Source organism: Ruegeria sp. AN11 (assembly GCF_056536005.1).
Genome location: NZ_JBQFJD010000001.1, coordinates 2418778 through 2431638, shown reverse-complemented (window position 1 = coordinate 2431638; position 12861 = coordinate 2418778). Strand labels below are relative to the sequence as shown.

Sequence of the window (12861 nt, the reverse complement as noted above, 5' to 3'; positions counted from 1 at the left end):
TCATTTGAACCTCTCGCGATTGCGCTCCCGGAGTTCGATGTTGATCTGGTGATCTCGACCCAGAGCCCGGTAGAGTCCCTGTCCCTTGGACCAGTTCAGAAAATGGGCAAAGCTGTCGACTTGAACGTCGTTGCCTCCGCGTGGCAAGGAATGCAGCTCCTGTTTGAAAACTGCCAGCCAAGGAGCATCGTATGCCTTTGACCATGACTTCTCCACGTCACAACACGACAATCTTTTTAGCAAGGTCATACTTGAAGTCGAAATACTGCTCGACTACGATAATTTCTGTTCCACTCGTCGTTCTAGGGTGCCAGATCACTTCGCCAATCTGCTGGACTAACTTCGGCTGAATGCCTTCGGTTGGCTCATTCAGCAGCAGTCGCAGCCTCGTGATCAGCGCTCGCGCGATGGCCAGCTGTTGCTGCTTACCGCCAGGAAGGTCGCTCCTGCGCCGGTTCTGCATCGCAGCAAGTTTGGCAACTTACCTTTGACCCAAATTAGAAAGTCGGCAAGGTGTGCCTGTTTTTTCATCTAGGACTGACGTCTCTGTCTAATATTTAGCCACACGATATGGAAATAGGCAGTTTGAGACGCTGCAGATTAGCGTTCCGACCCTACAATAGAGAAACAAGTGGCACCAAAACGACGCTTTAAAGGTGCCCGATTACCCAAGCTGCTGCCATATTGCCGACGTACAATGCGCTGCCGCCCCGTGCTGCAGGCACCGTCTACTTGAGCACCAAGCAATTGGGCCAAAGGACCGTGCTAGACAAGTTTCGCCAGTCCGGGTCTTTGAAATGTCTGTTTCCCAGAACACCGACGCCTGATCTTGATGCGGTTCTTCTGAACACTGCAGGTGGTGTGACAGGCGGCGATTCATTCCGGTTATCAGGCAAGGCAGCAGAAGGCACCGCGCTGACACTGACGACACAAGCCTGCGAGCGTGCCTACAAGGCCCAACCTGAAGAACGTGCCCAGGTTATCAATCACCTGACAGTTGAAGCAGGAGCCCGCCTGAATTGGTTGCCGCAAGAGAGCATTTTGTTCAACGGCAGTGCTTTGGAACGACGCCTGAAGATCGACAAGCAACCGGGTGCCGAGGTTTTGATGGTAGAGCCGCTGGTCTTTGGGCGCGCCGCCATGGGCGAGACGTTGACCGATATCCGCTTAAGCGATCGGATCGAGATACGACACGAAGGAAAGCTGGTGTTCCTGGATGCGATGCGGTTCTCCGGTAATTGGCACTCTCACCTATCCAAGCCGCATATTGCAAACGGCGCAGGGGCGATGGCACTGATCGTCTTTGCATCGGAGGCTGCCGAAGGTCATTTGGATTCTATTCGCGGAATGCTGCCCGACGACGCAGGTGCAACACTACTCCAAAATGACCTGCTGGCTATCCGTGTTCTAGCCCACAACAGCTTGGCCCTTCGCCGCACTCTGGTCCCGGTTCTGCGCAGGCTGAACAAAGACACATTACCCCGTTGCTGGATTCTCTGAGATGAACCTGACCCCTCGTGAAAAAGACAAACTACTGGTTGCCATGGCTGCTGAGGTCGCCCGCAAACGGCTGGCCCGCGGTGTCAAGTTGAACCACCCCGAGGCCATTGCCCTGATTACCGACGCCGTGGTCGAAGGCGCACGCGATGGCTGTTCAGTCGCCGATATGATGCAAGCCGGCGCCGAAGTGATCACCCGCGACCAATGCATGCAAGGCGTGCCCGAGATGATCCACGAGGTGCAGGTCGAAGCTACTTTCCCAGACGGCACTAAGCTTGTCACTGTTCACAACCCAATCCGCTAATTTCCAAGGAGTTCCAAATGAACCGAATGTTGTTTCCCGCTTTTATTTTGGCTGGTCCTGCTTTGGCCCATACGGATACCCATATTCATGCCCATGGCAGTGATTTCGCCCTGCTCGCAGCTGGGCTGGCATTGATCGCGGTCATCGCCATCACGGTCATATTGAATCTGCCTAAATGATCCCGGGTGAGATCATACCTGCCGAGGGTTCACTGACACTCAACGCAGGACGCAGCAGTCGTCTTGTTGTTGTCGCCAATACCGGTGATCGACCGGTGCAGGTCGGCAGCCATTACCATTTTGCCGAAGCCAACTCTGCCTTGGATTTTGATCGCTACGCGGCCTTGGGGATGCGGTTGGACATCCCGGCAGGCACGGCTGTGAGATTTGAGCCGGGCCAGACTCGCGAAGTCATACTGGTGCCAGTTGACGGGCGCCGGCACATCTACGGTTTCAATATGCATATCATGGGGGCTCTGAAAGATGCCGGGCAAGATCAGCCGAAGTGACTATGCGTCAATGTTCGGCCCCACGGTCGGTGACAAAGTACGATTGGCAGATACCGAACTGATCATCGAGGTTGAGAAGGACCTGATCGTTGAGCGCGCAACGGCTGCGCGTTTCAGCGAAACCGGGCACCGCGAAGATGTCTATGGGGAAGAGGTCAAGTTCGGTGGTGGCAAAGTCATTCGCGACGGGATGGGGCAATCTCAGGCCACCCGCGCTGAAGGGGCCGTGGATACGGTGATCACCAACGCACTGATCGTCGATTATTCCGGTATCTACAAAGCGGACGTTGGGTTGACGGGCGGGCGTATCGCCAAGATTGGGAAAGCCGGCAACCCCGATACGCAACCTGGCGTGGACATCATCATAGGCCCTGGTACTGAGGCAATTGCAGGAGAGGGTCGCATCCTGACGGCGGGCGGGTTCGACAGCCATATCCACTTTATTTGCCCGCAACAAATCGAGGACGCGCTGCATTCCGGCCTGACCACAATGCTGGGCGGCGGCACAGGGCCTGCGCATGGTACGCTGGCGACCACATGCACCCCTGGACCTTGGCATATCGGGCGGATGTTGCAGGCCGCTGATGCGTTTCCAATGAATCTAGCCTTTGCAGGTAAGGGCAATGCCTCTCTACCCGCTGGACTGGAGGAACAGGTCAAAGCCGGAGCGTGTGCCCTGAAACTGCACGAAGACTGGGGAACAACCCCCGCCGCCATCGACTGCTGCCTGTCGACAGCCGATGCAATGGACGTGCAGGTGATGATCCACACTGACACGCTGAATGAATCAGGCTTTGTGGAAAACACCTTGGCGGCCATAAAAGGTCGTACGATTCACGCCTTCCACACTGAAGGCGCAGGCGGTGGACACGCCCCGGACATCATCAAGATCTGCGGCGAGAACCACGTGCTGCCGTCCTCGACCAACCCGACGCGACCCTTCACAGTGAATACGGTCGAAGAGCATCTGGACATGCTGATGGTCTGTCATCACCTCGACAAGTCCATCCCCGAGGACGTGGCCTTTGCCGAAAGCCGCATCCGGCGCGAGACCATCGCAGCCGAAGATATCCTGCACGACATGGGCGCGTTCTCGATCATCGCGTCTGACAGCCAGGCCATGGGTCGGGTCGGAGAGGTATTGATCCGCACTTGGCAAACCGCCGATAAGATGAAGAAACAGCGCGGTCGTCTACCCGAAGAAACCGGTGAGAACGACAACTTTCGCGTCCGCCGCTACATCGCGAAATACACCATCAACCCAGCCATTGCCCACGGCCTCAGCCATGAGATTGGTAGCATCGAAGAAGGCAAGCGCGCCGACTTAGTCCTATGGAACCCTGCCTTTTTCGGAGTGAAGCCCGAGATGGTTCTGCTGGGCGGCACGATTGCGTGTGCGCAGATGGGCGATCCCAACGCGTCTATCCCCACTCCGCAGCCTGTCTATAGCCGCCCCATGTTTGGCGCATATGGTCGGTCGGTAGAAAACTCGGCGATCACATTTGTCTCGCAAGCCGCCTATGCGGACGGGATCGGTGATGCACTGGGATTGGCAAAACAGACCGTCGCCGTCCAAAACACGCGTGAGATCGGCAAGCAGGATCTTCTGCTGAACAACGCGACGCCGCAAGTCGAAGTTGATCCGGAAACCTACGAAGTCCGGGCGGATGGCGAGTTGCTGACCTGCCAACCCGCCGAAGTCCTGCCAATGGCGCAACGATACTTTTTGTTCTGATCAAAAATGTGCTGAGTTGCGGCCCGCGCAAGGCTGAAATGACCAAACACGCTCTTCTAAATGAGGCCACTATGACAAATATTAAATCCAATGGGAGGACCAACATTTACGAGGGTCCAAATGGCACACTCAACAGCACAAACACACGCACGCTTTTCGCTGCCAAATTTGATCGCATCCATCGGATCGTCAATCTACTCGGCCCTGATCAGCGTGGCCGAAGCTCAATCACGCGTCCGGCAAGTCGAATTCCTGCAATCACTGAGCGACGAAGAGTTGAAAAAGCGCGGCCTGGCGCGCGAACGGATCGTGCATCGGGTATTTTCGGACTCAATCTGGCTCTGACCATTCCCCCTGCAGAGGAGGCGACGGTATGACCGCCCTGCTCTGTATTGCACGTAAGTATTCGGATCACACGCATAGCGATCCAGCAGACTGTCTGTCATTAACCTATGACGACCGCTTTTTGCGGCGCAAGGTTTTGACCTGCGAAAGTGGCGAACAGATTCTCATCGATCTGGCACAAACGACTTCGTTGAACCACGGTGGCGCTTTGGTTCTGGATGACGGTCGCGAAGTGGAAATACAGGCTGCACCCGAAGCGTTGCTGGAGGTTAAAGCCCCGGACCTGACGCGCATTGCTTGGCATATCGGCAATCGCCACACGCCCTGCCAAATCGAAAAGGATCGGCTTCTGATTCAGGTCGATCATGTGATCCGAGACATGCTTCTGAAAATCGGAGCCTCGGTTCGGGAGGTTCACGAACCGTTCACCCCCGAAGGTGGGGCCTATGGCCACGGCAGGACTCATGGCCACGCCCACTGACGCTGATATCCTTACGCTAACCCAGTGGTTGTCTCCGGCATATCCCGTAGGGGGCTTTGCCTATTCTCATGGGCTGGAAACTGCAATTGACGAGGGAGCTGTCTCCAGTTCACAAGATACCCAAGCCTGGGTTTCACATGCGCTGGAACATGGATCTGGATGGAATGACGCTCTGTTCGTAGTGTCCGCATACAACGCTCAGGATAAAGATGAACTTATCAGTGTCGATGCCAAAGCGCGGGCCATCTGCGCGTCATTTGAAAGAAAAATGGAAACCGAATTGCTGGGACAAGCATTCGGAACGGTCACAGGAGACGTCTGGGAACTAGATATCCAACAATATGCTTACCCAGTTTCAGTAGGCCACGCCGCACGTCTGCAGGGCCTCCCCATGTTACTGGCGACAAAGATGTATTTACAAGCATTTGCAAGCAACTTGGTCGCCTGCGCAACGCGCCTAGTGCCGCTGGGCCAAACCGATTCTCAGAGACTGATACGTAATTTGACACCGCTATGCGCTCACATCGCCGAAAAAGCGCAAATGGCAGGCTTAGAAGAACTGAGTTCGACTGCGTTCCTGACGGACATAGCGTCGATGAAACACGAAACACAGTATTCAAGGATATTCCGTACATGAACAATATGAACGGCCCTCTTCGCGTTGGCATCGGTGGTCCGGTTGGAGCCGGAAAGACAACTTTGACTGCTGCCTTATCTGAAGCTCTGCGCGACGTCTGTTCGGTGAGTGTCATCACCAATGACATTTATACTCAGGAGGACGCTGAAGCATTGATGCGTATGCAAATTCTTCCCCAAGATAGAATTATCGGCGTCGAAACGGGCGGTTGCCCACATACAGCGATCCGCGAGGATGCATCGATCAACCTAGCAGCGGTCGCTGAAATGCAGGAACGCCATCCCGATCTTGATATTGTTCTTATCGAAAGCGGCGGCGACAACCTGTCGGCTACTTTCAGCCCGGAGCTCGCGGACCTCACAATCTATGTGATTGACGTCGCCGCTGGTGAGGAAATCCCACGAAAGGGCGGACCGGCCATAACAAAATCCGACATCCTGGTCATAAACAAAACGGATCTGGCGCCGCATGTTGGCGCTTCACTGGAGGTCATGGAAAGAGACGCAGCCAGAATGCGCAAAGGACGGCCTTTTTTGTTTTCGTCCCTTCGTCACAAAAAAGGGGTTGCCGCAATTGTTGACCTCTTGGTGAAGCGGGGTGGGTTAACAATTTCAGAAGCGAATTAGCACCCAGAACGAAAATGCCAAATTGTCGGCACCTGAAGTCGATTGGAGAGGCCGAAAGTACAGTCTTTCATTTCCTCGTTCGTCTGGACGTTATCTTTTTTCTTCACCTAGCTGTTGTCTGTACAGGAAGAGCAATAAGCTCAGCCATACAACTACACACAACCAAGCCATTTTTCGAGGCCGGTTTTTTGCGCGCTCTGCGAGTTTCACCCTCCGATATTTCTCCGCTGAGGGGCACGCACGGCGCGAAATTGCGACGCCCGCTTTTCGCTCTCGAAGAGGACGTTCGCCGAAATATTCTAGAGTGACTGCTTACTTCCCGCAAGCATTCACATGGCAATGATGACAACCCAGCTACTGACCTGAGCCCCGGCGATCCGGGCGAGAAATTCAACTCAATCAACGACGGTGGCGCTCGTCTCGGCTCGGAAGTCCAGTGGAAGGTCAGCACTGATGCGACAATTGCCAGTCACGAAAAGCGGGCGACTCTTGCCGCCCGCCCAATCTTCACACGTCGATCTTTTCTGCGATACTCAGCGCGTCTTCCAGTTCAACGCCAAGATATCGAACTGTGCTGTCGATCTTGGTGTGGCCAAGCAAGAGCTGCACCGCGCGTAGACTGCCTGCTTTCCGGTAGATCAGTGCCGCTTGGGTGCGTCTTAGTGAATGCGTGCCGTAATCGCTTGGCTCCAAACCAATCGCCGACACCCAATCGCGGACCAAACGCGCGTACTGTCGCGTCGATATATGCGGCCTTTCGTGGAAGCGGCTTGGGAAAAGGAAATTGCGTCCAAGCATCTCCGGGCGACATACCCAGGTCCAGATAGACTGGCGGGTGTTTTCCGAAACCTCGAATTGGGCTGGCCGCTTTGTTTTGCTCAGGACAACTGTCACGCGTTCGCGGACACGATCACCAGCAACAAGATCGGCTACGTTCAAGCGAACCAGATCGCAGCCTCGCAGCTTGCTATCGATCGCAAGATTGAAGAGTGCCAAGTCCCTGAGATTGTCTGAGAGTTCAAGCCGGACGCGGATGGCCCAGACCTGCTTCGCGAGAAGCGGGCGTTTTTGGCCTATAAGGCGACCTTTATTCCACGGCGGGCGTTTCGGTGTGATGGCAGGAAGTTGAAAAATGGACATCAATTGTCCTCCATCCTTCCTTCCCTCTCCATGCACCGACACCGTGTCGACCAACTGAATCTATCAAGGAGCCAAATGGCAGGTTTCATCAGCATATCCAACGTTCGTGAGCAGCGCAGCGTGTGACCGCAGGGAGCCCACTTTGGCCGATGCCGCGCGTTGCCCGAACTACAGAAATACGTAGTAAGCAGACTTTGTGTCTGGATCTGCCAACTCTTGCATTCTGCGATGGCTTCCAACGCTGCAAAGCGCTGCGACTGAAACTAGAAAATTTTGCATCGGCAACGATGCGATGCGTTTCATCAGTATCTGATCAGAGTATCCAGTATCGCTTGCCGTGTTGCGTCATCATTGTGGAAAATCCTGCCGGTGAGAAACTCAGATGGAAACTCCGGCCACGTTTTACGCATTTCAGTGACTAGTCGTTGAGCTTCTTCGGTATGTCCCAACTGATCGTGCGCAACGGCTTGGAATAGGAGAGAAGGAGCACTTACAGGCGCACCGGCAGCGGGCGCTCCTTTAAAAGCTTCGACAACCTTTTCGTAATTCCCGAGCATCAGTTGCGATACACCCCAAATATTTCGTGCGCCAAAGCGACCCGATCCTGACCTTAGTCTTTCTGGATCGCTAGCCTCGGCCGCAAGATCCGGGGCGTTGGCCATGATGGCGGTGATACCGACAAGATCCAAAATATGACCATCATTCGGCGCAAGCTCGACCGACATTCTTGCGTATTTCATAGCTTCGACTGGTTTGTTTTGGGTGGCCAATACCCAACCATTTGCACCGTTTGCCCATGCATCAGTGGGAGATAGATCAATTGCTCTTCCCGACATTTCGGAAGCTTGGTTGAAGAGATCGTCTCTTTGCGCCTTATTAGGGGACAGCATGGCCAAAGTCGCCAGAACCTGCGCCGATCCGGCATAACCGTCGGAGAGTGCGGGGTCGAGCTCTGCGGCATGCTGAAACATTCCCAGTGCTATTTGCTGGCGCTTGATATCAAAAACAGGAAAAAACATCCCTCGGGCTTGATCCGCAAGATTAGCCGCCTGAAGCCTTGTCAAAGATTGCTCACCAAGAGCAGTTCGCTCAGCCTGTTCGATAGATTGAGCTGTGGGCAAAACCACCTTGTTATCCCGAGTGAACCAAAAGTCAGCCACCGCAATCAACACTAGGCAACCCAGCCCAATTGGCAGCAGTTGCCGTAGACGTCGATGCCCGCCAAGCAGATCGCTGTCCTGAACCCTTGAGTTGTCGCCTCTTGTCGTCCTTGCTTGCGAAAACCGTGGCTTGTATCCGCCGGAATCAACAAAAATTCGAACTCCCTCACCGTCCCATTGATCATCGTAAAACTCATGTAGCAGTCGACGCAGCCGTCGGGCTTCGACGCGAACGAGATTCCGACCACCGGTGCCATCAATGCTCCGGCCGTAGACTTCGACCGCGATTGCTTTGCCGCGAATCTGGGCGCCACGACCCGCGAGAGTCTCTTCGACCACGTAAGTAAGAAATTGCTGGAGTCGAGGCGAAGCCCGGAACACGACGCTGGAAACAACGCTCTGAAGTGCCTGTCGGACAAGCTCCGGCGATGGCGGTGCAACATCTTGATCTATCGGCAATTCATTAGCTTGGTTCAAAGCAAACTCACCCCCAACTCACGGTGACTCACTTGGCGCATTTCGTCAACCGCACTCATCTTGATGTCAGAATAGATAGTGGGAACCGGGAATTATCCAGTGACTTGGGAACTGAGTGATGAGCTTGCAGAGCTTTCCGGTGCGCTTTCCGGGCGTATCGAAACTGACGCGTTACTCAGCGAGGTAATCGAAGACCTAAAGAAAGTTACGGCGCTGTTGGATGACACATCGATCACAGCCTCAGAGCGCGCGGAATGGGCCCACATCAGATCTGAACTCGTGAACGAGCTTCGCCGGATGGTGAAGCGCAATCCTCGCAGCATTTCCAACTAAGGGCATAGCCATGACAAAAGAAGACAACGGCAAAGAACTTGAGAACGAACAGATCCAGAAGTCTGACGATATCGAAAACCCTTCCCGGCGACACGTTATGCAGGGACTGGCGGCAGGTGCGGTCGCAACAGGTGCCGTTAGCTACGGTACGGGAACCGCACATGCGCACCCCGGTGATGGACCACTAGGCGAAAGCCTAAAGAACCCGTACGGCGGCAGGCCCGCCGGGGGCATCACTCTGCCGGAGTACTTCCGTCCTACCAAATACATGACAGGCTCGAACGCGAATTATTTCCCGTTGTCCGAGGATCTCGGGCCTGACGAAATGCGGATATCGTTCTGTGGTTCGACGCCATTTCCGCCCCGCGAAGATCAGGCTGGAACGTGCATCATGGTCGAGCTTGGTAATGGAAAGAGGTTCTTCTTCGACTTCGGCTCGGGCTGCGTCCGCAACATTATCGGGATGCAGGTTCCGGGGCAGTTGATCAACGACATCTTCATCACACACCTGCATGTCGATCACTATGCAGACATCCCTTACATCTACCCGTTCCGGGCTTGGTCTGGTGGATACACGCCGCTGCGCATTCACGGCCCTTCTGGTCGGACACCAGAGCTTGGTACAGCCGGAATGGTGAAAGGCATGCAGCAGATGCTCAAATGGCATCTTGAGGCCTTCGATGTGTTCCCGATTGGGGACGGCTACGAGATCGAAGTTAACGAATTCGATTTCCGTCAGGAAGGCGGCATCGTTTATGACGAGGACGGTGTCACGGTGCGCTCGTGGCCGCGCAGCCATGCCAAGGACGGTGCCGTCGGGTATAGGCTGGATTGGAATGGCCTGAGTTTTGTTTGGACCGGCGATGGCCGCCCTGATGAACTGAGCCTTGAATACGGAAAAGGCGTCGATGTGTTTGTGACCGAAATGTCCGGCCAGGATATCGGGCAATTGATGACCTACAAATACGGTCTGCCGCAAGAGCTGTTCAATTACACAATCGATACGCACCATACATCTCACTACGCGGTTGGAAAGATGATGGCTGAGGCGCGCCCGCGTCTCGCAATGGTGACCCACTACACGCAAGACGAGGATATCGATGCCGAGATGCTGGCGGGAATCCGAGCCCACTATGATGGGCTGTTCGCTTGGGGTTTGGATGTCGCCGTCGTCAACGTCACAAATGATGCAATTTGGTATCGGAAGGCGACACTTCCCGGAAAATCTGGTTCGGTCGCACCATTCCGCGAACTGGGCAAGATGGAAGCAGAAGGCAAGATCACGTTGCCGGATGAAATCAAACCGCCAGCACCGCGGTCGTCACGTGCCGAACAGCAGGACCAGAAGTACCGCGATATGGAGATCGACCCCAAGGAATACTATCCAGCTGACGTATTCCGAGCCCCGGATCCAGAGTGGCCCAGTGATTTTGTCATCAAGGTCGATGACGTCATCCCGAACCGCAAGAAGAAGGCGGAGTGATGACATGATCGAATTCGGTTCGACATCCGCAATCCCTGTGACGATCCTTACCGGCTTTCTCGGAGCCGGTAAGACAACACTTCTGAACCGCATCCTGACAGGCAATCACGGGTTGCGAGTCGCGGTTCTGGTAAATGACTTTGGATCCATCAACGTGGACGCCGACTTGGTCGTCGGTCTCGAAGATGATGTGATGAGTTTGGCAAATGGCTGTGTTTGCTGCTCGATCCGAGATGACCTGATCGAAACGGTAGAGGCCGTTCTCGCCCGACCTGAGAAACCGGAATACATCGTCCTTGAAGCAAGCGGAGTGTCGGACCCGTCATCAATTGCAATGACATTTACCGATCAGAAGTTTCGGGACATGATCCGCTTGGACAGCCTCATGTGTCTGGTCGATGCGGAACAGCTATTTTCTGCGCCGGAACAAATGGAACTGAAGCTCCGTCAAATCGCGTTCTCGGACATGGTTATTTTGAACAAGGTCGACCTCGTCGACAGGGCAGCTGTTCAAAGGGTGCACGATTGGCTTGGGTCTCGCTTCCGTCGATATCGTCTGGTCGAAGCCGTCAACGGAGGCGTCCCACTGGACATACTTCTTTCCGTTGGTCGCTTTGCCGCCGAACAGCTAGAAACAGAAATACCCGATCATCACGAACATGGACCGGATTGTGGTTGCCACCACTCTGATCACTCGGGCAGCTTCTCAACAACTATGATGAAAGCTGAACGCCCGATAAGCTTGTCTTCTCTTCGGAGTGCAATTCGAAAGCTTCCGGGCGACGTTTATCGCCTCAAGGGATTTGTTTTTAGCGAAGAGGATCCGGATCATCGCATTCTTGTACAGGTAGTCGGAAAGCGCATGGACATCGCAAGGGATGGCGCATGGGGCCACCGAAAACCTGAAACAAGGCTTGTTGCAATAGGTGCACCTGGGGCACTTTCGGAATACGAGCTTTCCGATGCGTTGTTGGCGACCGCATAGCGGCAAGTTAGACAAAACTTGTTTGCCTGTTTTTCTTAAGTTCCAGCACATAAAAGCTCGAAAGCCCGCAGCACCGCGGACCAAATATGGAGAAAAACCTAATTGCTGAAGCAGCTTAGGAAATGGAGCCAAGCGATCAGATTGCTCGCACCTGCCACTGCATTTGTCTTGTCGGGGACGGCTTTGTGCGCGCAGGACGTTTCAAGTCGAGAACTTGAAGATACAACCCCAAATCTCGGATTGCCGAGTTCAGCTGAAGGACAAGATGCCGAGTTGCTTTCCGCTTTCCACGGGCTCGAGGCGTTGCCCCGCGTAGCAAATCTCATTTGCAGAGGTTCCAGGGGCAAAGACGGGATGCCTGTTATTTTTTCAACCGAGGTAGATCTGGAAACTTTGCAGGCAGGTGACTTCAGAGTCGTAACAAAATCAGGCCAGATCGGAACAATGCACTGCGCGTCAGTGTTGCCTGCTACCGATCCCGGTGAATTGCGCACTGTGCTTCTGATCGGGGATTTTGGGACCGTTTCCGTGGATCCACCGGTTGCAGTCGAGGTTATTGGACACCTTCATTCCATCGATGGAACACTTGATTTTCGCGGTGCCACGGTAGCCGTGACTCCGCTGGAAGACGGGCCGTCATTGATCTTGGCCGAAGTTGTTGAGGATTGGACTTTGGTCGGAAACTTGGGGCCACGCCGAACCAGAGGAAGCCTTTGTCCAAGTGACAACAACGTACGGGCCATTCGGGTAACTTGGGCGGGTGGCGTTACGCTGGCGAACGGCAAGGAACCTGGCGATGCGGAACGCGATCTGTACAGGATCATCGTAGAGGCCGAAGATGGATCTCAACGCACAGTTACGCCCGCCGCGCTTGCCGATCTGGGTGACGGGGACAATAACCACATGCTCTGCCTTGATACAAAGGATCTACCCATCTCGGTTTCCTTTCCAGCTGGCATTTTGACGGATCCGAATGATGATCTGAACCCAGAAACCGGCGTAATTGTCTCAAAACCCAATTAAGAAACTGCTTTAAGCTTGTTCGACTGAACTCTTAGCCTAAGATGCCGGGCCGGTTGCGGGTATTGCAGCGGTAAATGAGAATGAACGGACTTGTTCGCCTCTCGGACATTGCAAACTCGGTGTT

At 54.4% G+C, this 12861-nt stretch carries 16 protein-coding genes; 13 read left to right on the top strand and 3 right to left on the bottom strand.

What is annotated here, in order from left to right:
• Positions 1 to 217 precede the first annotated feature (217 nt).
• Complete coding sequence (locus ACR3EQ_RS11990) at positions 218 to 463, bottom strand: hypothetical protein (protein WP_480490749.1); 246 nt, start codon at positions 461 to 463, stop codon at positions 218 to 220.
• Positions 464 to 762: 299 nt separating this feature from the next.
• Here ACR3EQ_RS11990 and ACR3EQ_RS11985 point away from each other — a divergent pair, with 299 nt between their 5' ends.
• The 9 genes from ACR3EQ_RS11985 to ureG all read left to right on the top strand — a co-directional run bounded on the left by ACR3EQ_RS11985 (position 763) and on the right by ureG (position 6136).
• A complete protein-coding gene (locus tag ACR3EQ_RS11985; protein WP_480442320.1) occupies positions 763 to 1500 on the top strand; it encodes an urease accessory protein UreD in 738 nt (245 codons plus the stop codon).
• Between the two features lies 1 nt (position 1501).
• Positions 1502 to 1804: an urease subunit gamma gene (locus ACR3EQ_RS11980; RefSeq protein WP_170613846.1), complete on the top strand. Its 303-nt coding sequence runs from the start codon at positions 1502 to 1504 to the stop codon at positions 1802 to 1804.
• A gap of 17 nt (positions 1805 to 1821) precedes the next feature.
• Entirely contained in the window at positions 1822 to 1983 is a 162-nt protein-coding gene (locus ACR3EQ_RS11975; protein WP_170613844.1) for a hypothetical protein, read from the top strand.
• Positions 1980 to 2312, top strand: coding sequence for an urease subunit beta (locus tag ACR3EQ_RS11970; protein WP_170613842.1), 333 nt, complete (start codon positions 1980 to 1982; stop codon positions 2310 to 2312). The genes ACR3EQ_RS11975 and ACR3EQ_RS11970 overlap by 4 nt, the downstream gene beginning before the upstream one ends.
• Entirely contained in the window at positions 2287 to 4047 is a 1761-nt protein-coding gene (ureC, locus tag ACR3EQ_RS11965) for an urease subunit alpha (RefSeq protein ID WP_170613840.1), read from the top strand. Before ACR3EQ_RS11970 ends, ureC begins: the two co-directional genes overlap by 26 nt.
• 120 nt (positions 4048 to 4167) lie before the next feature.
• The gene (locus tag ACR3EQ_RS11960; RefSeq protein WP_170613839.1) at positions 4168 to 4392 is read left to right on the top strand and encodes a DUF1127 domain-containing protein; all 225 of its coding nucleotides are present in this window, start codon (positions 4168 to 4170) and stop codon (positions 4390 to 4392) included.
• A 28-nt stretch (positions 4393 to 4420) separates the two neighbouring features.
• Complete coding sequence (gene ureE / locus ACR3EQ_RS11955) at positions 4421 to 4873, top strand: urease accessory protein UreE (protein WP_170613837.1); 453 nt, start codon at positions 4421 to 4423, stop codon at positions 4871 to 4873.
• Positions 4857 to 5510: an urease accessory UreF family protein gene (locus ACR3EQ_RS11950; protein WP_170613835.1), complete on the top strand. Its 654-nt coding sequence runs from the start codon at positions 4857 to 4859 to the stop codon at positions 5508 to 5510. Before ureE ends, ACR3EQ_RS11950 begins: the two co-directional genes overlap by 17 nt.
• Positions 5507 to 6136: an urease accessory protein UreG gene (ureG, locus tag ACR3EQ_RS11945; RefSeq protein WP_170613833.1), complete on the top strand. Its 630-nt coding sequence runs from the start codon at positions 5507 to 5509 to the stop codon at positions 6134 to 6136. Before ACR3EQ_RS11950 ends, ureG begins: the two co-directional genes overlap by 4 nt.
• Positions 6137 to 6643: 507 nt before the next feature.
• Here the strand turns inward: ureG and ACR3EQ_RS11940 are convergent.
• Positions 6644 to 7276, bottom strand: a complete 633-nt coding sequence (locus ACR3EQ_RS11940; protein WP_170613831.1) for a tyrosine-type recombinase/integrase — start codon at positions 7274 to 7276, stop codon at positions 6644 to 6646.
• A gap of 302 nt (positions 7277 to 7578) precedes the next feature.
• Positions 7579 to 8913 (bottom strand): hypothetical protein, encoded by a 1335-nt coding sequence (locus ACR3EQ_RS11935; RefSeq protein ID WP_170613864.1) that lies wholly within the window; start codon positions 8911 to 8913, stop codon positions 7579 to 7581.
• 99 nt (positions 8914 to 9012) lie between these two features.
• Between ACR3EQ_RS11935 and ACR3EQ_RS11930 the strand changes: the two genes are divergently transcribed.
• From ACR3EQ_RS11930 to ACR3EQ_RS11915, 4 genes are all read left to right on the top strand, one after another.
• Positions 9013 to 9246: a hypothetical protein gene (locus tag ACR3EQ_RS11930; protein ID WP_170613865.1), complete on the top strand. Its 234-nt coding sequence runs from the start codon at positions 9013 to 9015 to the stop codon at positions 9244 to 9246.
• A gap of 10 nt (positions 9247 to 9256) precedes the next feature.
• Positions 9257 to 10729, top strand: coding sequence for a guanitoxin biosynthesis MBL fold metallo-hydrolase GntH (gene gntH / locus ACR3EQ_RS11925; RefSeq protein ID WP_170613866.1), 1473 nt, complete (start codon positions 9257 to 9259; stop codon positions 10727 to 10729).
• A 4-nt stretch (positions 10730 to 10733) separates the two neighbouring features.
• Positions 10734 to 11714, top strand: a complete 981-nt coding sequence (locus ACR3EQ_RS11920) for a CobW family GTP-binding protein (RefSeq protein ID WP_170613867.1) — start codon at positions 10734 to 10736, stop codon at positions 11712 to 11714.
• 354 nt (positions 11715 to 12068) lie between these two features.
• A complete protein-coding gene (locus ACR3EQ_RS11915; RefSeq protein WP_170613868.1) occupies positions 12069 to 12737 on the top strand; it encodes a hypothetical protein in 669 nt (222 codons plus the stop codon).
• Positions 12738 to 12861 lie beyond the last annotated feature (124 nt).

Bases quoted from the DNA above. Each gene is read 5' to 3' on its own strand.
- ACR3EQ_RS11990 (WP_480490749.1), bottom strand. From the start codon at position 463: ATGCAGAACCGGCGCAGGAGCGACCTTCCTGGCGGTAAGCAGCAACAG.
- ACR3EQ_RS11980 (WP_170613846.1), top strand. From the start codon at position 1,502: ATGAACCTGACCCCTCGTGAAAAAGACAAACTACTGGTTGCCATGGCT.
- ACR3EQ_RS11975 (WP_170613844.1), top strand. From the start codon at position 1,822: ATGAACCGAATGTTGTTTCCCGCTTTTATTTTGGCTGGTCCTGCTTTG.
- ACR3EQ_RS11970 (WP_170613842.1), top strand. From the start codon at position 1,980: ATGATCCCGGGTGAGATCATACCTGCCGAGGGTTCACTGACACTCAAC.
- ureC (WP_170613840.1), top strand. From the start codon at position 2,287: ATGCCGGGCAAGATCAGCCGAAGTGACTATGCGTCAATGTTCGGCCCC.
- ACR3EQ_RS11960 (WP_170613839.1), top strand. From the start codon at position 4,168: ATGGCACACTCAACAGCACAAACACACGCACGCTTTTCGCTGCCAAAT.
- ureE (WP_170613837.1), top strand. From the start codon at position 4,421: ATGACCGCCCTGCTCTGTATTGCACGTAAGTATTCGGATCACACGCAT.
- ACR3EQ_RS11950 (WP_170613835.1), top strand. From the start codon at position 4,857: ATGGCCACGCCCACTGACGCTGATATCCTTACGCTAACCCAGTGGTTG.
- ureG (WP_170613833.1), top strand. From the start codon at position 5,507: ATGAACAATATGAACGGCCCTCTTCGCGTTGGCATCGGTGGTCCGGTT.
- ACR3EQ_RS11940 (WP_170613831.1), bottom strand. From the start codon at position 7,276: ATGTCCATTTTTCAACTTCCTGCCATCACACCGAAACGCCCGCCGTGG.
- gntH (WP_170613866.1), top strand. From the start codon at position 9,257: ATGACAAAAGAAGACAACGGCAAAGAACTTGAGAACGAACAGATCCAG.
- ACR3EQ_RS11920 (WP_170613867.1), top strand. From the start codon at position 10,734: ATGATCGAATTCGGTTCGACATCCGCAATCCCTGTGACGATCCTTACC.
- ACR3EQ_RS11915 (WP_170613868.1), top strand. From the start codon at position 12,069: ATGCCTGTTATTTTTTCAACCGAGGTAGATCTGGAAACTTTGCAGGCA.